The sequence below is a fragment of the Aliiroseovarius sp. Z3 genome (assembly GCF_029105185.1).
In the GTDB taxonomy this organism is placed as follows: domain Bacteria; phylum Pseudomonadota; class Alphaproteobacteria; order Rhodobacterales; family Rhodobacteraceae; genus Aliiroseovarius.
Genome location: NZ_JAFMZK010000003.1, coordinates 473195 through 491840 on the forward strand (window position 1 = coordinate 473195; position 18646 = coordinate 491840).

The window sequence follows — 18646 nt, forward strand, 5'->3', positions numbered from 1 at the left end:
GGGGGCGGAGTTCAGCCATTTCGCAATGGTCGAATCGGCGCAGGATATGCTAAGTCTTGTGCCATGCCCGACGATAGCCCCCATATAAGCCCGGATCAGCCGGTGCGCCGCCCCGTTATCCGCCAGTTGGATGACGCCGCAATCAACCGGATTGCGGCGGGCGAAGTGGTGGAGCGTCCGGCCTCGGCGGTGAAGGAATTGGTCGAGAACGCCATTGATGCGGGCGCGACAAGGATCGACGTCACCTATGCCGATGGCGGCAAGACTTTGATCCGCGTGACGGACGATGGGTGCGGTATCGCGCCCGACGATCTGGCGCTGGCGATGTCGCGCCATGCGACGTCAAAAATCGACGGGTCGGACCTGTTGGATATTCACACCTTTGGCTTCCGGGGCGAGGCGCTGCCTTCGCTTGGTGCCGTCGGTCGCTTGACCATCACCTCGCGCGCGGATGGCTTTGACGCCGCAACGATCCGCGTGGCGGGTGGAAAGATGGACCCGGTGAAACCGGCGGCCTTGTCCGGTGGCACGGTGGTCGAGCTGCGCGACCTGTTCTACGCCACGCCCGCGCGCCTGAAATTCCTGCGCACCGACCGGGCCGAGGCGCAGGCGATCAGTGACGTGGTCAAGCGCCTTGCCATGGCCGAGCCGCAAATCGGCTTCACCCTGCGCGATGTCTCGGGTGGGGGCGAAGGCCGTGTAACCTTCCGCGCGGACCCTGAAACGGGCGACATGTTCGATGCGCTGTCGGGCCGATTGGCGACCATTCTGGGGCGCGATTTTGCCGAGAACGCCATCCCGATTGATGCCGAGCGTGATGGGCTGCGCCTGACGGGTTTCGCTGCGCTGCCGACTTATTCGCGCGGGGCTGCGGTGGCGCAGTTTCTGTTCGTGAATGGCCGCCCGGTGAAAGACAAGCTGCTGACCGGCGCGCTCAGGGCGGCGTATTTCGATTTCCTGTCGCGTGATCGCCATCCGGCGGCGGCGCTGTTCGTGTCCTGCGATCCGCATCTGGTCGACGTGAATGTCCACCCCGCGAAATCCGAGGTCCGCTTCCGCGAGCCGGGCATGGCGCGCGGGCTGATCGTCTCGGGGCTGCGGCATGCGCTGGCGAATGCTGGCCACCGCGCGTCCACGACCGTGGCAGGTGCAACGCTGGGTGCGATGCGACCCGAGCCGACCGAGCCGCGCGTCTATCAGATGGACCGGCCCAGCCTTGGGGCCATGCGCTCGTCCTATCAGGCGCAAATGCCTGTGCAGGACACGCCGGGCTTTGCCGAGATGTCCGCGCCATCGGCCCGATTCGATCCGGTGGTCGAGCCCGCGCAAGACGCCCCGCAAGAGGCACTGCCCTTGGGTGCCGCCCGCGCGCAGGTGCATGAAAACTACATCATCGCGCAGACCGAAACCGGCATGGTCATCGTTGACCAACACGCTGCGCATGAACGTCTGGTGTACGAGAAACTCAAACGCCAGATGGCCGAGAACGGCGTGGCCCGTCAGGCGCTGCTGATCCCCGAGATCGTTGAATTGTCCGCTGGTGACGTGGCGCGGCTGCTCGAAGTCGCGGATAACCTCGCAACCATGGGTCTGGTCATCGAATCCTTCGGAGGGGACGCCGTCGCTGTGCGCGAAACCCCTGCCATTCTGGGCGAGATCAACGCCACCGCGATGATCAAGGATGTGCTGGATGAGCTGGCAGACCTTGGCGACAGCAACATGGTGCAAGCCAAGATCGAGGCTGTGCTGTCCCGCGTCGCCTGCCACGGCTCGATCCGGTCCGGCCGCTGGATGCGCCCCGAAGAAATGAACGCCCTGCTGCGGGAAATGGAGGCCACGCCCCATTCCGGCCAGTGCAACCACGGGCGCCCGACCTATGTGGAACTGAAACTCGCAGATATCGAAAGGCTGTTTGGACGCACATGATCCAGATCGGTGGCACGACCTATGACCTTACTGACCCGCTGGTGCTGTTGACGCTGGGCGGTATCGCGCTTGCAGTTCTGATGTTCATCCTGCTGGTTGTGGTGCTTCGCCGCGCTGGCCGCTCGACCCGCGTGGCCGAGGATTTGGCGCTGCAGATGGGCGGTCTGGGGCAGGCGGTGCAGGTGCTGGGTGCCGGGCAGGATCAGCTGTCTGGCGGGTTGCGCACCGTGTCCGACGCGCAGGCCAGTGGGCAGGCGCAGGTCTTGCAAGCGATGGAGGTCCGACTTGCCCATGTGCAGCAACAGATGAACGATCGACTGCACGACAACGCGATGAAGTCCGCGCGGGCCATGTCTGAGCTGCAAGAGCGCATGAAAGAAAGCCTGCAAGGCAATACGGTGAAAACCACCGAAAGCCTGACGCAATTGCAGGAACGGCTGGCGGTGATTGACAAGGCGCAGGACAATATCACGCGGCTGTCGGGCGACGTGTTAAGCCTGCAAGACATCCTGTCGAACAAGCAGACCCGCGGCGCGTTTGGGGAAATCCAACTGACCGACATTGTCTCTAAGGCGCTGCCGAAGGACAGCTATGACCTGCAACAAACCCTCTCGAACGGCAAGCGCGCGGACTGTCTGATCCACCTGCCGAACCCGCCGGGGCCGATTGTCATTGACTCGAAATTTCCGCTGGAAGCCTATGAGGCGCTGCGCAGGGCCGAGACGCAATACGAGCTGAACGAAGCCGCCAAAGCGATGCGCGTCGCGGTGAAGGCCCACATCAAAGCGATTTCCGAGAAATACATCATCGAAGGCGAAACCGCTGACGGCGCGCTGATGTTCCTGCCGTCCGAAGCCGTCTATGCCGAGCTGCACGCAAACTTCCCCGAACTGGTCCGCGAAGGGTTCGAGGCGCGCGTCTGGATCGTCTCGCCCACCACCTGCATGGCGACCCTGAACACCATGCGCGCGATCCTGAAAGACGCGCGGATGCGTGAACAGGCGGGCGAGATTCGCAAGATGCTGAAGAACCTGCACCGCGACGTGGAGCTGGTGGTGGAACGGGCGGGCAAGCTGGAAACGCATTTCGATCAGGCGCGGCGGGATGTCGAGGGAATTACGACGGCCGCCGAACGCGCGGGCAAGCGGGCAGCTCGGTTGGATAACTTTGACTTTGAGGAGTTGTCGGACGGGGCCGAGAATGTGGTGCCGATTGGGAAGGGGTAGGCTTTCTTGCTACATTTCCGTATGTCTGCTGAGAGTCCAGTTTGCATAGTGCTTCGGAGCGGCTGTACACTTCGAATATGAAGTGGTTGTCTCTCGTACTTGGAATCGTGCTCTTACTAATAAGCTGGCTGATGCTGCAAATCGCTAAAGGTTACACGTTCACCTATGGCGGTTACGGAGAATGGAACGACGAATTCCTTAATAAATACAATGCCTGCTGTCTAATGACCGACTTGAAGTCGGTGGCTCCTTTTGTTGTTGTTGGGATGTCTTGTCTCTTGTTTTCTGTGTGGTGCTTCTTGCGTGAGCGATCAAGTCGCTCACCAACCTGAGTGTAGCTGCAAGGACGGTTCCGTCGGCAATCCTGATGCTGGGACCAAGTAGGTTGGTGGATTGGCCCCGTTCAGCCCCATATGCTCTCTGACCGGATGAACACGCGGCGTTGGGTATGTCGCCCGGCGTTTCCACTGGGCGTCCGTTTTCAAACGTGATCAACCACCGCCACATGCTGCGCCAGTTCGTTCACGTGGCCCATCCAAGTCTCGATCATCTTGGGGTCCGACGATGCCGCCGTCACGCCAGCGGGCGCTTTGCCGTCAAGGATCATGTCGATGGCCAGCGACACAGGGGTCGAGACCAAACGTGCCATGGCGGTGCCGCGATCATCTCCCCAAGCGTCCATGACATAGGTTTTGTGATAGACCTCGGCCCCGTCTTTTTGGGCTTTCAGCGCCACGCACATGATCACGCGGTCGGGTTCACCGTCGTCATACGCGTTTTCGTTCCAGAACTGGTCGGACATCTCTTTCAGGCGGGCGTCACCGGCGTCGCCTTCCAGCGTTTCGACCTCGGCAAAGACGTCTTTCCACGCCTCGGCCCAGCCGTTCAGGCGCAGAGTGCCACGTACGAAGGTATCGACATCCCATGCGGGGTCGAACTTGTAGTCCTCCATGAACGGCAGCGAGTCGCGGTTGGGATAAACCTCGAAGCTTTCGGGGGTGGGCAGCGGGGCGTCATAGCTGCTGATCGCGTCCCACGGGCGGGCCACGTCGAGCGGCTTGCCGCCCTTTATGGATTTTGACGGCGAGCGTAGGGCTTTCAACACGCCAAGCGGCGACCAGCTGAATTTATAGCGGAACGGGTTCGGGATCTTCGGAACGCCGCCGCAATAGGAAATGAAGCTCAGCTTGTTGCCCGCGTTATAGGCGTCGGACGCGCGGTAATCTGACACCAGCCAATGGGCCATCAGGTGGTCGATGCCGGGGTCCAGACCGATTTCGTTCACGCAGGCCAGTCCTGCGTCCTTGAAGGCCCCGTCCAGCGCCTTCATCTCGGGCGCGATATAGCTGGACGATACGAAATGCGCTTGGTTTTCAAGGCACAGCTTGGCGACGGGGACGTGCAGGTCTCCGGGCAGCATCGACACAGCGATGTCGCCGGGCTTCAGGGCCTCGGCCAGTGCCTCCAGCGAAAACGCGCGAATGTCGTCGGTCAGATCACCCACAGCCTCGCGCGCTTTTTCGACGGTCCGGTTCCAAACCGTCACCTCGCGCCCGTTTTCAATCAGGCGACGCAGGCCGGGGATGGCCGACAGGCCGGTGCCACACCAATGGATTGTCATAGGAGTTCCTTTCAGCCGAATTTCAGTTTCGCAGTTATGATCGAACCGACCATGACCAATGCAAGTGCGTTCGCGACGACCATTGGCCAAGCGCTAAGCATGAGGCCATAGATCAGCCATAGCGCGATGGATGCGAAAACCATCAGGTTTGTTGGCAACGATAAATCCGCGGTGTGGCGAGTGCGCCATGCGCGAAGGGTTTGCGGCAGCCAACAGATGGTGCTGATGACACCTGCGGCGCTTCCAATCAGGGTTTCCACGTCAGATGTCCTTCATGTGTGTTTTGAATGTCGCCTCGGCCCGCGCCCAGACACCCGATGACAGGTCGGTGAGGGTTTCGAGCCAGGGCAAAAGCTGCCCCGCATAGTCGATCGAGCTTTCCAGCGGCAGCATCGAGGGCAGGTTGTCGATGGCCATCACGTCCAGCGCTGGGTTTTCGGTCACGCGCAGGGCCGGAGCCTCCCAGCTGGTCGCTTTGTCATAGACTGGCACAGGGTTGTAGTCGCTGTCGGGGTCGCAGGCGACGTCGCCAATGGCGGTCAGCTTGCGGTCAGCTGCTACGGCGTCTTTCGGCACGAAGACCGGTGTTTGCGGGCCTGCAAGGATGCAGTTGATGAACAGGTTGTGGTCAAGGATTTCGGGGAAGGGGCCACCATGCGCGGTTTCTGCCATGTCCCATTTGGTGACGGCGACGCCCATCGCCTCCATCAAGTCCGAGGCGCCAGTGCCGACGCGGCCAAGCGCGCCGATCACGATGGCGTTGGGGCGGGCGGTGCCGGTGGTGTCGAGTTCCGCGTGCAGTTCCTCCATCATGGCGTCCTTGTTCTTGTAGGCGCCGACCGGCCCGCAGAGCTTGCCGTGCTGTTGTGCTGCCCACGCTTTCAGCGTCACGGCGGCACCGGCGAACCCGGCCCAATACCCAAACGCGGCGACGCGACGGCCGGTTTCGTCCACCAGATATTCAAGGTCATAGAGCGTCCCGCCGCCTGCCTTGAACCGCTCCAGAAGCGCGCGGCCCGAGTGCTGGCCCTTGAAGGCGTGGCCGAACATGATGTGGCGATGGGGCAGGGGTGTGCCGTCCTCGGGCAGTTCTTTCAGGCCAAAGATGATCGCGTCCAGCGGCGCGTCGGGCCAGCTGTTTTCCGCCGCAATCTCGCAGCCTGCATCCTTGTAGCCGTCGATGCCGATGGCGCGGACGCTGCTTTCCTCGATCGTCACGCGAATACCCGCCTTGATCAGCTCAGCGGCGCCGTCCGGCGTCAGTCCAACCCGGTCTTCATTCTCACGTTGCTCTGCACGGACCCACAGATGTGTCATGGGGCGGTCTCCTTAGAAATGTGTCTGGGCATGGTGGCGGTCGATGGGTTCCAGGTGAGGAACGGCGTTAAACTGTATCAGGCTCAGCCCCGCCGATGTCAGTCGCATCCGGTGGACCGAACTGTTCATGATCGGCAGGATCGTGCGGGTGAACGGGCCGATCTCCAACCCCATGACCACGCGCGTTGCCATCCCGATGAATCCGCCCGAGGTAAAGATGATCGCGTCTTCGCCACGTTCTGCGATGTCGTGAATCACGTCGCTGACGCGGGTTTGAAATTCGTGAAAGGTTTCAGGTGCGTCGTCTATCTGACCTTCCTGCCAAGCCGAAAACGTCAGCGGCAGGTGGTCCACGAAATCCTCGTGCGTGCGCGGGTGTGGGATGCCAAACTGGGTGTGCATCCGCTCGGAAAGATCGAAATACTGTACCTCGTCCAGCCGCGCGTCCTGCGTGAAGCCATCTGCGCCCCATTCCTCAGCCGTCTGGCGGTGTCGGGTCAGCGTGCCGGTGTAAACTTTCTTATACCGCTGTCCGGTGTCGCGCATGTATTCACCCAGCCAACGTGCCTGCTGTCGACCCAGATCGGACAGGCGGTCATAGCCGGCTTCGTCGGTTGCGGTGTTGTTGGCTTGTCCATGGCGGATCAGCGTGATTGTGGTCATGAGGATTCCTTTCGGCCTATTGCTAGAGAATTGGATCCAATTCGAAAAGGGGGAGCTGGCGCAAAATCAGCGTGGGGTGTCGGGATTGAAAGACTGACGGGCCGCGTCACGTGGTTTATACTGTCCACGATAAGACGGAGGTTTCCATGAGCGACGGCATCAAGTTCACCCTGGACGGTCAGGATGTGGTGGCACAGGCGGGGGAAAGCATTTGGGACGTGGCAAAGCGTCAGGGCACCCTGATTCCGCATTTGTGCCACAAGGACGTGCCGAACCTGCGCGCTGATGGCAACTGCCGCGCCTGCGTGGTCGAGATCGAGGGCGAGCGCGTGTTGGCGGCGTCCTGCATTCGCGAACCGTCTGAAGGCATGGTGGTTACAACCGACAATGCCCGTGCACGCCAAGCCCGCAAGATGGTGGTCGAGCTTCTGATGGCGGATCAGCCGGAGGCGGCGCATGACACATCGTCACATCTGTTGGATATGGCCGATGTGACTGGTGTTGAAACCAGCCGTTTTCCGAAGCTTGAGGCCGGACGCGTTCCGCTTCTGGATGACAGTCATGTGGCGATGAGCGTCAATCTGGATGCTTGTATTCAGTGCAACCTGTGTGTTCGGGCCTGCCGCGAAGTGCAGGTCAATGATGTGATCGGTATGGCGGGGCGTGGTCACGATGCCTATCCCGTGTTTGACATCGCCGATCCGATGGGCGCATCCACCTGTGTCGCCTGCGGCGAATGCGTGCAAGCCTGTCCCACCGGTGCCCTGATGCCCGCCAAGGTGACGGACACCGAAGACTATGATCGCGAGGTTGAGAGCATTTGCCCCTTCTGCGGTGTTGGCTGCCAGGTCAGCCTGCGCGTGAAAGATGACAGGGTCGTTTATGTCGAGGGTATTAACGGCCCTGCGAACGAAGGTCGTTTGTGCGTGAAGGGTCGGTTCGGGTTTGACTATATCAACCACGGCCACCGCCTGACCAAACCCCTGATCCGAAAAGAAGGTGCACCCAAGGGGTTGAATGTAGATCCCGCGAATCCGCTGACTCATTTCCGTGAGGCATCTTGGGACGAGGCGCTGGACATGGCCGCCCAAGGTCTTGCCAAGCTGCGAGACGCCCATGGCGGCGATGCGGTGTCCGGCTTCGGGTCGGCCAAATGCACCAACGAAGAAGCGTATCTGTTCCAGAAGCTGATCCGCGCAGGCTTTGGCCACAACAACGTGGACCACTGCACACGGCTGTGCCACGCGTCTTCTGTTTCGGCATTGCTGGAAAACGTTGGCTCGGGCGCGGTAACAGCCACGTTCAACGAGATCGAGAATGCGGATGTTGCCATTGTCATCGGCTCGAACCCAATCGAAAACCATCCGGTCGCCGCGACCTATTTCAAGCAGTTCACCAAACGCGGCGGCAAGCTGATCGTGATGGATCCGCGTGGCACGTCGCTCAGCCGGTTCGCCACGCATATGTTGCAGTTCAAACCGGGCGGCGATGTGTCGATGCTGAACGCGATCATGCATGTGATCGCCGAAGAAGGCCTGACCGACGACGCCTATATCGCCCAGCATACCGAGAATTGGGAGGCGATGCGCGAGCATCTGCGCGCCTTCCCGCCCGAGGACATGGCCGAGATTTGCGGCATCCCTGCAGATGAGCTGCGCGCTGTTGCACGCACCTTTGCCAAGGGCAAGGCGGGGATGATTTTCTGGGGCATGGGCGTCAGCCAGCACGTCCACGGCACGGATAATTCCCGTTGCCTGATTTCTCTGGCGCTGATGACCGGTAATGTTGGGCGTCCGGGCACGGGCCTGCACCCGCTGCGGGGTCAGAACAACGTGCAAGGCGCGTCGGATGCCGGGCTGATCCCGATGTTCCTGCCGGATTATAAATCGGTGAAAGACCCGGCTGTTCTGGCCGAGTTCAATGCGGTCTGGGGCACCGACAACCTGTCCGACAAACCCGGTCTGACGGTGGTCGAGATTATGGATGCCGTCCACGATGGCCGCATCAAGGGCATGTATATCCTGGGTGAAAACCCCGCCATGTCCGACCCCGATGTGACCCATGTGCGCGAGGCGCTGGAACGGATGGAGTTTCTGGTCAGTCAGGATATCTTCCTGACCGAAACCGCCAGCTATGCCGACGTGGTCCTGCCCGCCGCCGCATTTGCCGAAAAGACCGGTACGGTGTCCAACACCAACCGGCAGGTTCAGATGGGGCGCCCCGCTGTCCCGCCGCCCGGCGACGCCAAGGAAGATTGGTGGATCACAATCGAACTGGCCAAACGTCTGGGGCTGGGCTGGAGCTATACCCACCCGCGCGAGGTATTCGCCGAGATGGGACGTTTGATGCCATCGCTGAACAACATCACCTGGGACCGTCTGGTGGCGCAAAACGCTGTCACCTATCCATCACTGTCCCCCGAAGATCCGGGGCAGGCGGTTGTATTTGGCGACGGTTTCCCCCGAGCAGGAAAACGGGCCCGGTTTACCCCCGCAGCGATCCTGCCACCCGCCGAATTGCCCGACGCCGACTATCCGATGGTCCTGACCACCGGACGGCAATTGGAGCATTGGCATACAGGATCAATGACCCGCCGCGCCACCGTGCTGGACGCCATCGAACCCGAGGCCAACTGCTCGATCAACCCCAAGACTTTGCGCGAAATGGGCGTTGAGGCCGGTGAAATGGTTCGCCTGACCACGCGGCGCGGTTCAATCGAGGTTATGGCGCGCGCGGATTATGGCGTGGCGGAAAACATGGTGTTCCTGCCTTTCGCCTATGTCGAAGCGGCCGCCAACATGCTGACCAACCCGGCGCTTGATCCTTATGGCAAGATTGCCGAGATGAAGTTCGCTGCGGTGAAGGTTGAGAAAACCGGGAGCTTGGCGGCGGAGTAGGCTGGTCTGAGCTGGGGAGTGTGGGTTTTCGAGCCCAAAGTGCGGGATGCTGCAGTGAGCACCAATGTCTGCTTGGAACAAGCTATCTGTTTGTTATTAAGCTGACGGTTAGACACGCGGCGTTTTGTTTTGAGTGGTTTGGGTTACGAAACACTTGCTTGCTAAATGCCACTATGTATCAAATGTGTCCGAGGTATTTGGAAATTGTATTTGGGTCCATAATGACGAGGCTGGTATCATTTTGGTTCGGGCTGTTCGGTATAATTGCGGGTGCTACGGCAGCTATATCTGCAATCTCTCGCCTCGCCTCGATCGGCTTGTCTGGTTACCTAGCAGAGATTGTAGATTTTTATCGCGATGTAACGTATCCGATTGCGGATTTCTTTGCGGGCCTTTTCGGAATTACTCTTTCACCGCTTGCCGCTGATCTGCTCAGCCTTTACGGTGTTGTAGCTTTGGTTTTTCTGAGAATTCTGGTTCTCTTGTCGGGCGTTGTGGGACTCATCACGCTTTTCAACCCCTTTAGTATGCGTGCGATGATAAGGCGGCTTTCAATATCGGGCGCACTCGGTCTGCGATGGTGGTACACGCGCTTGGATTTGGATCAAGATGAAAAGAGCAACTTTCGGTTTTGGATTGAAGTCGTTCTTGACTATCTGATGCTTGTAGTCGCGATCCCGCTTTGGCCAATATGCGTACGGTATATGTGGAAGAATAGATTTTGCTTCCGAAACGGTCCCTACATTCATACCACCGACGAGCTTCATGAGCCCGAGTTTCTTACATTCGATTTTAGATCTATGCTAATGCTTCAGCTTGCCGCGATTTTTGTCGCGGGTCTATTGTTTTACATTTTCGGCTAGACTTCAAAAGCTAGAGTGCAGTCAGGCGTAGAGCAAGTTTATCTGAGCGAGCATTGAAAGCGGACATCAAGAACCTAAGAACCAACGGCGGCAATGTCCACAAACGCGACAACTGCTCACCCCCATTTCACATCCCCAAGAAAGATATATCCCGCCCCATAGATCGTCTTGATCAGGCGTGGGTTTTTGGGGTCTTCTTTCAGCTTCGTGCGCAGGCGCGAGATACGGACGTCCATCGCGCGGTCGAAGCTTTCACCGGCGACGCCTCCCAGAGTTTCCTGCATCTGCGCACGCGAGATCAGGCGTTTGGGAGCGTCGAGGAACAGGCGCAACACTTCGCCTTCGGCATGTGAAAACGCCGTTTCTTCGCCGCTGTCATCTTCCAGAATGTAGCGGTCGAAATGAGCGGTCCAGCCGTTGAAGCGCGCGGTTTGGGATGACTTCACACCTGATTTGGGGCTGCGCAGCCGGGCACGGACGCGGGCGACGACCTCGGACGGTTCGAACGGCTTGACGATGTAATCGTCGGCACCCAGCTCCAGCCCGGTCACCCGATCCTGCACCTGCGTGCGGCCGGAAATGATAATCACCGCCGCGCCGCTTTCCAGCGCCAATCGGTGCACCAGTGTCAGCCCGTCGCGGTCCGGCAGGCCAAGATCCACAAGGCAAACATCGGGCGACATCGTGTTCAGGGCAGCCTCGAATTCCGTGGCGCGGGCGAAGCTGGCGGTGCGAAAGCCCGCATCCTCGAGCGCATTTGACAGCATGCGGCGGATTTCGGGTTCATCATCGAGGATGGCAACCATGGGTTGGGTCAAGTGCGGACCTCGTCAGAAAGAAAGGTGGCAAGCTCTCCTTTGGTGAAGGGCTTGGGAAGAACGGGGAAACCGGCTTCGGCACGGCGCGGATCGTCGGCAGGAAGGGATGTCATGACCAGCATTGGGACATCGATCCCGGTCGCGCGCAACCCCTTCAATAGCTCGGGCCCGGTTTGAGCACCCTCCAGCATCACATCGCTGAGGATCAGGCCAAGCCCCTCCAGATCGACCAGTCCCAGCGCCTCTTCTGCCGAGGTCGCTTCGATCACTTGATGGCCCATTGTGGTCAGCATCTCGCGGACGGATGTGCGGATGTCCTCGTTATCTTCGATGAGCAGGACGAGACGAGGTGAAATGGGCTGCAAAGGTTTGCGAAGCGGTAAGCGCACCGAGACCACCGCTCCCCCGGTTTCGGACGAATTAAACAGCTTCAATTGCCCTCCGGCCACCTTTGTCTGGTCATAGACCATGGACAGGCCCAGGCCCGACCCCTCGCCACCCTTGGTCGTGAAAAACGGGTCAAGCGCGTGTTTCAGGGCTTCGGGTGCGAAGCCCGGGCCAGTGTCCGTGACGCGAAACTCCACCCAGGTTTCACGGATCGGACGTGCGGTCAGGCAAATACTGCCCGGCCCCGACCCGATGGCATGTGTGGCGTTCAGAATCAGGTTTAGAATCCCGTCCTGCACCGCGCCCGCGTCCAGAATGATTGGATCGTTTAGGTCCGATACCTCGATCTTCAGTTCAATCCCTTCGGGCAGGGTGGAGCGCGCCAGCGTTTCCAGACCCCGAAGCATATCAGTCACATGGATGGGTTCGAAATGCAGCTCGCGCCGCCCCGAGATCGACGCGATCCGATCCAGCAATGTGCCACCTCGACGCACCGCGGCGGTGGTGGCAGTGACCATTTTCTGGGCGTCCTCACCCAACGGCATCTGGGCAAGTTGGCTTTGCAGCCCAAGGATGATGGTCAAAAGGTTCGAAAAGTCATGCGCTACACCTGACGTCAGTTGCGCCGCAAGCTCACGTTTCCGGGTTTGCGCCAGGGCGGCACGCGCTTGTGCCTCCTGCGTGATGTCCATCGAAAGGATATAAACGCCGGTGATGTCATCTTCATCGTGGTCGGGGGTCAGCGCGACCCGGATACGGCGACCAGAGGCGTCGTCGACCAGTTCGAACACGCTTGGCTCGCCGGTAAACGCGCGGGCAAAATAGGGTGAGATGCGGCTGTAAAACTCGTCACCCAGGGCTTCGCTTGCATGAAGACCGACCAAATCGGTGGGTCGTCCGGGTATTACATCCCCCAGCCTTCGGTTCGAGAATGTGTATCGGCGATCTTGGTCGATGCGTGCGATATGGGCGGGCATCATCTCAGCAGTTAGGCGGGTGCGGCTCTCCATTTCGGTCAGTTCGCGCTTGGTTTCCTCCAACGCGGAGTTGGCTGAGGCCAATGCCCGGTTGGTCTGCGTCAGTTCTTCGGTATAGGCCAGCACCTGATCGGAGAGTTCTTCGGATCGCGCGCGCAACAGGGCCTCTTGCCGCTTGATCGGCGTGATGTCGGTGTAAACCGTGACCCACCCGCCCTGTGACAGCGGATGCCCTTCGACCGAGATCACCCGACCGTTGGCTCGGGTGCGCTCCATGTAATGCGGCTCGAACGCAAGTGCCTGTTCGACGCGTGAGGTCACGAAAGATTCGATATCCCCCACAGCGCCATAATCCCCCCGCTCTGCCAAAAACCGAATGGTGTCGGAAAACTCTGCTCCGGGGGTGACAAGGTGATTGGGCAGGTCGAACATCTGTTGAAACTGGCGGTTGCCGATCACCAGTTGCAGCTTGCGGTCATAGATGGAAAGTGCCTGTTGAATAAGGTTCAAACCGGCTTGCGTCAGGGCCGAGGTTTCGGTCGAATTAACTGGCAATTGTGCCTCCCATACATATTTCGCTAGCACCTGAGCAGTCTTAAGAAAAGATGTTTCAGACGGAGTCTGTGCAGGAAATCAATCACGTAACAATTCGTTAGAATTGCGAAAAAGTGCCGAAACCTTTGACCGCCAAGTTTTTATGGTCAGAGTTGTAGGGCAAGAATCGCTCTGCACTCGGGAACGTCGCCCGTACCGACGGTGGGAGGAAAATTTGTCACAGGAACTAGCCGCTCAAGGCGACTTTGCTTCCGTTCCCGCGCTGCTGGCGCGGAACGCGAAGACGTATGGGAATCGCCCAGCCTATCGTGAAAAAGAATTTGGCATCTGGCAAAGCTGGACATGGGCTGAGGCCGCCGAGGAAATCGAAAATCTTGCCCTTGGACTTCTGGCGCTTGGCATTGATCGCGGCGACCACGTTGCCATCATTGGGCGCAACCGTCCGGCTCACTACTGGGCCATGGTTGCCGCACAGAAAGTTGGTGCTGTTCCTGTCCCGCTTTACCAGGATGCCGTGGTCGAAGAGATGGAATATGTGCTGGACCATTGCGGCGCACGGTTCGTGATCTGTGGAGATCAGGAACAGGTCGACAAGGTCATCGAGGTGCAGGAAAGCGTCAAGCACATCGAGCATGTGATCTACTACGACAAGCGCGGTTTGCGGAAATATGACCACAGCCACTTGCACTGGTACCATGACATTCAGGAAGAAGGTCGCGTGGCCCATGCGCGGCTGGAAGACGAGATGGCCAAGCGCGAGGCCGAGCTGAGTTACGACAGCACCTGCGTGATGCTTTATACCTCGGGCACCACGGGGCGCCCGAAAGGCGTGGTTCTGTCAAACCGCAACATTATCGAAAGCGCCAAGAACACCTCGGGTTTTGACAATTTGGGCGTGAACGAGGACATCCTTGCCTATCTGCCCATGGCGTGGGTGGGTGACTTCATCTTCTCGCTGGGTCAGGCGATGTGGTGTGGGTTCTGTGTGAATTGCCCGGAAAGCCCGGAAACCATGATGACGGACCTGCGCGAAATTGGTCCGACATATTATTTTGCACCGCCGCGGGTGTTCGAAACCCAGCTGACCAACGTGATGATCCGCATGGAAGATAGCGGCGATCTGAAATACGCGCTGTTTCACCATTTCATGGATTTCGCCAAGAAGGGCGCGGGCGAGAAATACGGCATGCCGCGCCGCAAGGTTACGACTCAGAAAAAGACCCTTGAGCAAAAGCTGCGCCATGGTTTCCGCTATGCGATGGGTGTTGGTTTCGCGACCGAGACGGTTATTGAAAACCTCATCCGGTTGGGCTTCGCCAAGCTGCGCCATGGCAAGGATGTACGGAAGCATTTCAAAGCCAAAGACCCGATTGGTTTGAAGCTGTATCGCGGGAACGCTCATGACTATTTCAAGTATCGCTGTGGCGATGTTCTGGTCTATGGCCCGTTGAAAGACACCCTTGGTTTTGGGCGTATCCGCGTCGGATATACCGCCGGTGAAGCAATCGGCCCCGAAATTTTCGAGTTCTACCGCTCGATGGGGATCAACCTGAAACAGCTTTACGGCCAGACCGAGGCCACGGTGTTCATCACCGTGCAACCCGATGGTGAAGTGCGCAACGATACTGTTGGTGTGCCAGCCCCGGGTGTTGAGCTGAAGCTGTCGGACACGGGCGAGATCTTCTATCGCAGCCCCGGCACGTTTGTTGAGTATTACAACAACCCTGAAAGCACCGCCGACACCAAAGACCCCGAAGGTTGGGTGGCAACTGGCGATGCCGGTTTCTTCGACAAGTCAAACGGGCATTTGCGGATCATCGACCGCGCCAAGGATGTGGGCAAGATGGCCGATGGTCGCCTGTTCGCTCCGAAATATGTTGAGAACAAACTGAAGTTCTATCCCGACATTCTGGAGGCCGTGGTGTTCGGTAATAACCGGGATATGTGCACGGCATTCATCAATATCGACCTGACTGCCGTCGGCAACTGGGCAGAACGCAACAACGTCGCCTATGCCTCCTATCAGGAGCTGGCCGGTCATCCGCAGGTGTTGGATACCATTCAAGAGCATGTGGAAGCCGTCAACAAATCCGTTTCCGAGGACGAAATGCTGTCAGGCTGTCAGATTCACCGCTTCCTGATCCTGCACAAGGAACTGGACGCCGATGATGGCGAAATGACCCGCACGCGGAAAGTGCGCCGCAAGATCGTCGAGGAGAAATACGCCCCGCTGATCGACGCACTTTACGGTGGAAAATCTGAACAATTCATCGAAACCGAAGTCACCTATGAGGATGGGCGCAAAGGTTCGATCAAAGCCACGCTCGACATCCGCGATGCGGCTGTTGTGGGCAAAGAACAGGGGATGGCGGCAGAATGACGACAGCGACCGACATGAACGCCAGCAGCGCAGACAGCTATGTCACCGCAGATGGCCGCACCATTGGCGGGGTCGTGATGGACCTGAAAAACATCACACTGCGCTTTGGTGGTGTGGTGGCGATCAAAGACATCAGCTTTGACATCCGTGAAGGTGAAATTCGTGCAATCATCGGCCCGAACGGGGCTGGCAAATCCTCGATGCTGAACGTGATTTCCGGGTTCTATAAACCACAGGAAGGCGAGGTTTGGTTCCGTGGGTCGAAACGCCCGCCGATGAAGCCCTATCAGGTTGCACGGCAAGGCCTTGCGCGGACCTTCCAGAACATCGCTTTGTTCGACGGGATGACCGTTCTGGACAACATCATGACCGGACGCCTGAACCACATGAAAGCAAACATGTTTCAGCAGGCCATCTGGAAAGGCAAAGCCGAGCGGGAAGAGATCGCGAACCGCGAAATTTGCGAGAAGGTCATCGACTTTCTGGAAATCCAGCACATCCGCAAGACGCCTGTGGGGCGCCTGCCTTACGGCCTGAAAAAACGGGTCGAGCTGGCGCGCGCGCTGGCCGCTCAACCATCGCTGCTTCTGCTTGACGAGCCCATGGCCGGTATGAACGTTGAGGAAAAAGAGGACATGTCCCGCTTCATCCTTGATATGAACGATGAATTTGGCACCACCATCGCCCTGATCGAACACGATATGGGCGTCGTGATGGACCTGTCCGACCGAGTGGTCGTGATGGATTACGGAAAGAAAATCGGGGACGGCACACCGGACGAGGTGCGCAACAACCAGGATGTGATCGACGCCTATCTTGGCGTGGCACACGATTAAGGGGGGACTTATGCCTGAACAACTTCTCTTTGCGATGGAAGTCACCCTGAACGGCCTGATGGCCGGGGTGCTTTATGCGCTGGTCGCGCTGGGGTTCGTCTTGATTTTCAAGGCCTCTGGTATCTTCAATTATGCCCAGGGTGTGATGGCGCTGTTCGCAGCCCTGACACTGGTTGGCATTCAACAAGGTCAGGTGCCATTCAGTCACCTGATCAACGCGGTTTTCGGGACCGAGATCCATCACTTCCCATGGCATGTCCCGTCGATCATCGCGATCATACTGGCCGCGGGCGTGATGGTTCTGTTCGCCTATCTGGTCGAGAAATATATCCTTCAGCACCTGATTGGTCAGCCCGACATCATCCTGTTCATGGCAACCATTGGTCTTGCTTACTTCATGGAAGGGTTTGGTGACATCATGTGGGGGTCCGAGATCAAGACGCTTGATGTTGGCCTGCCGCAAGGGATGAACCTGGCGATTGATGAGACGACATTCAACATGTTCGGCTATGGGTTCTTCATCGACAATCTTGATATCGTGGCGGCAATCGTGGCCGCGCTCTTGGTGACGTCGCTGGTGATCTTCTCGCAATACACCAAACAGGGCCGCGCGTTGCGGGCGGTGGCGGACGATCACTCGGCAGCACTGTCGGTTGGCATCTCGCTGCGCTTCATCTGGGTGCTGGTCTGGTCGATTGCAGGTTTCGTGGCGCTGGTCGCCGGCATCATGTGGGGCGCCAAGTCAGGCGTGCAGTTCAGCCTGTCGCTGATCGCGTTGAAGGCCCTGCCGGTTTTGATGCTGGGCGGCTTTACCTCGATCCCCGGCGCCATTGTCGGCGGCTTGATCATCGGCGTGGGCGAGCAGTTGTTCGAGTTTGCCATCGGTCCCATGATCGGCGGCGCGACCCAGAACTGGTTCGCTTATGTGCTGGCACTAGTTTTCCTGATCTTCAGGCCCCAAGGCCTGTTTGGCGAAAAAATCATCGAGAGGGTCTGATCCATGTTTTACCGCGAAGCAGGTGACTTCAAAACGTCCTATCGTGACGACAGTCAAACCTTCCCGATCCGCCTTGATCGCATGGGTTACTACATCCTGATGTTTGTGGCGTTCTTTGTCGTCCCGTTCTTCATCAATGACTACTGGGTCAACGCCGTGTTTGCGCCGTTCCTGATCTATGCGATCGCCGCGCTGGGCCTGAACATTCTAACCGGCTATGCCGGACAGGTGTCGCTGGGTACTGGTGGTTTCATGGCCGTAGGGGCGTATGCGTGCTATAAGCTGATGACGGGATTTCCGGAAGTCAGCATCATCATCCACATTCTTCTGGCCGGTGGGATCACCGCGCTTGTGGGTGTGGCCTTTGGTCTGCCCTCGCTGCGCATCAAGGGGTTCTATCTGGCGGTGGCCACGCTGGCCGCGCAGTTCTTCCTTGTCTGGGTTTTCAACAAGGTGCCGTGGTTTTACAACTACTCGGCTTCGGGTCAGATCAATGCGCCTGAGCGCTCTGTGTTCGGCGTTATGGTGACCGGCCCCAATACGGAAGCCTGGGCAAAATATATGATCTGCCTGGTATTCGTCGTCGTGCTGGCATGGGTTGCGCGCAACCTGACACGCGGCATGATGGGACGTAAATGGATGGGCATCCGGGATATGGACATCGCAGCCGAGATCATCGGGGTGAACCCACTGATGGCGAAAATGTCTGCCTTTGCGGTGTCATCCTTCTTTGTTGGGATCGCTGGCGCGCTGTTTTTCTCGGTCTACCTTGGGGCCGCGGAAGCGGGCGAGGCATTTGGGATCAACAAGTCGTTCCTGATCCTGTTCATGATCATCATCGGCGGTCTGGGTTCGATCTTTGGATCGTTTGCCGGCGCTGCCTTCATGGTGCTGATGCCGGTGTTCTTGAAGAACGTGTTGGTGGGCGGCATGGGCTGGCCGACCGATTTGGCCGCGCATTTCGAATTTATGATCGTGGGTGGCCTGATCGTCGTCTTCCTGATTGTCGAACCGCATGGTCTGGCGCAGCTGTGGCGCCTGGCAAAAGAGAAACTGCGCCTGTGGCCCTTCCCGCACTAGGGCCCGCGCAACTCATCAAACTTCCGGACCGACGAGGAGAAGGCCCGGAGGGAAAAGCAACGTGACCCATAACGGGCACATAAATTTGCTAATCTAGGGAGGA

14 protein-coding genes are annotated in these 18646 nt (G+C 58.7%); 8 read left to right on the forward strand and 6 right to left on the reverse strand.

Going from position 1 to position 18646, the window contains the following annotated elements; all coding sequences use genetic code 11:
• The first annotated feature begins 63 nt into the window (after positions 1 to 63).
• Both mutL and rmuC read left to right on the forward strand, forming a co-directional pair.
• Positions 64 to 1926: a DNA mismatch repair endonuclease MutL gene (gene mutL / locus J3R80_RS07940; protein WP_275393228.1), complete on the forward strand. Its 1863-nt coding sequence runs from the start codon at positions 64 to 66 to the stop codon at positions 1924 to 1926.
• Positions 1923 to 3152: a DNA recombination protein RmuC gene (rmuC, locus tag J3R80_RS07945; protein WP_275393229.1), complete on the forward strand. Its 1230-nt coding sequence runs from the start codon at positions 1923 to 1925 to the stop codon at positions 3150 to 3152. Before mutL ends, rmuC begins: the two co-directional genes overlap by 4 nt.
• Before the next feature lie 481 nt (positions 3153 to 3633).
• Here the strand turns inward: rmuC and J3R80_RS07950 are convergent, their stop codons facing one another.
• Genes J3R80_RS07950 through J3R80_RS07965 form a run of 4 tightly spaced genes read right to left on the reverse strand, consistent with a single transcriptional unit; the run spans position 3634 to position 6753 of the window.
• Positions 3634 to 4773, reverse strand: a complete 1140-nt coding sequence (locus J3R80_RS07950; protein ID WP_275393230.1) for a saccharopine dehydrogenase family protein — start codon at positions 4771 to 4773, stop codon at positions 3634 to 3636.
• An 11-nt stretch (positions 4774 to 4784) separates the two neighbouring features.
• Positions 4785 to 5033, reverse strand: a complete 249-nt coding sequence (locus J3R80_RS07955; RefSeq protein WP_275393231.1) for a SemiSWEET family transporter — start codon at positions 5031 to 5033, stop codon at positions 4785 to 4787.
• A 1-nt stretch (position 5034) separates the two neighbouring features.
• Entirely contained in the window at positions 5035 to 6090 is a 1056-nt protein-coding gene (locus J3R80_RS07960) for a saccharopine dehydrogenase (RefSeq protein ID WP_275393232.1), read from the reverse strand.
• Between the two features lie 12 nt (positions 6091 to 6102).
• Positions 6103 to 6753: a histidine phosphatase family protein gene (locus J3R80_RS07965; protein WP_275393233.1), complete on the reverse strand. Its 651-nt coding sequence runs from the start codon at positions 6751 to 6753 to the stop codon at positions 6103 to 6105.
• A 146-nt stretch (positions 6754 to 6899) separates the two neighbouring features.
• Here J3R80_RS07965 and fdhF point away from each other — a divergent pair, with 146 nt between their 5' ends.
• Entirely contained in the window at positions 6900 to 9650 is a 2751-nt protein-coding gene (gene fdhF / locus J3R80_RS07970; RefSeq protein ID WP_275393234.1) for a formate dehydrogenase subunit alpha, read from the forward strand.
• A gap of 221 nt (positions 9651 to 9871) precedes the next feature.
• On the forward strand, positions 9872 to 10513 hold the full coding sequence (locus J3R80_RS07975) for a hypothetical protein (protein ID WP_275393235.1): 642 nt from the start codon (positions 9872 to 9874) through the stop codon (positions 10511 to 10513).
• Between the two features lie 116 nt (positions 10514 to 10629).
• On the opposite strand, the gene J3R80_RS07980 is transcribed toward J3R80_RS07975, so the two are convergent.
• Positions 10630 to 11331 (reverse strand): response regulator transcription factor, encoded by a 702-nt coding sequence (locus J3R80_RS07980; protein ID WP_275393236.1) that lies wholly within the window; start codon positions 11329 to 11331, stop codon positions 10630 to 10632.
• Positions 11328 to 13250: a PAS-domain containing protein gene (locus J3R80_RS07985; protein ID WP_275393237.1), complete on the reverse strand. Its 1923-nt coding sequence runs from the start codon at positions 13248 to 13250 to the stop codon at positions 11328 to 11330. Before J3R80_RS07985 ends, J3R80_RS07980 begins: the two co-directional genes overlap by 4 nt.
• Positions 13251 to 13464: 214 nt before the next feature.
• Between J3R80_RS07985 and J3R80_RS07990 the strand changes: the two genes are divergently transcribed.
• The 4 genes from J3R80_RS07990 to J3R80_RS08005 are packed head-to-tail and all read left to right on the forward strand — an operon-like array spanning position 13465 to position 18543.
• The gene (locus J3R80_RS07990; RefSeq protein ID WP_275393238.1) at positions 13465 to 15630 is read left to right on the forward strand and encodes an AMP-binding protein; all 2166 of its coding nucleotides are present in this window, start codon (positions 13465 to 13467) and stop codon (positions 15628 to 15630) included.
• Positions 15631 to 15644: 14 nt separating this feature from the next.
• Positions 15645 to 16466: an ABC transporter ATP-binding protein gene (locus J3R80_RS07995; protein WP_275393267.1), complete on the forward strand. Its 822-nt coding sequence runs from the start codon at positions 15645 to 15647 to the stop codon at positions 16464 to 16466.
• 10 nt (positions 16467 to 16476) lie between these two features.
• A complete protein-coding gene (locus J3R80_RS08000) occupies positions 16477 to 17463 on the forward strand; it encodes a branched-chain amino acid ABC transporter permease (protein ID WP_275393239.1) in 987 nt (328 codons plus the stop codon).
• Between the two features lie 3 nt (positions 17464 to 17466).
• On the forward strand, positions 17467 to 18543 hold the full coding sequence (locus tag J3R80_RS08005) for a branched-chain amino acid ABC transporter permease (RefSeq protein ID WP_275393240.1): 1077 nt from the start codon (positions 17467 to 17469) through the stop codon (positions 18541 to 18543).
• The last annotated feature ends 103 nt before the right edge of the window (positions 18544 to 18646 follow it).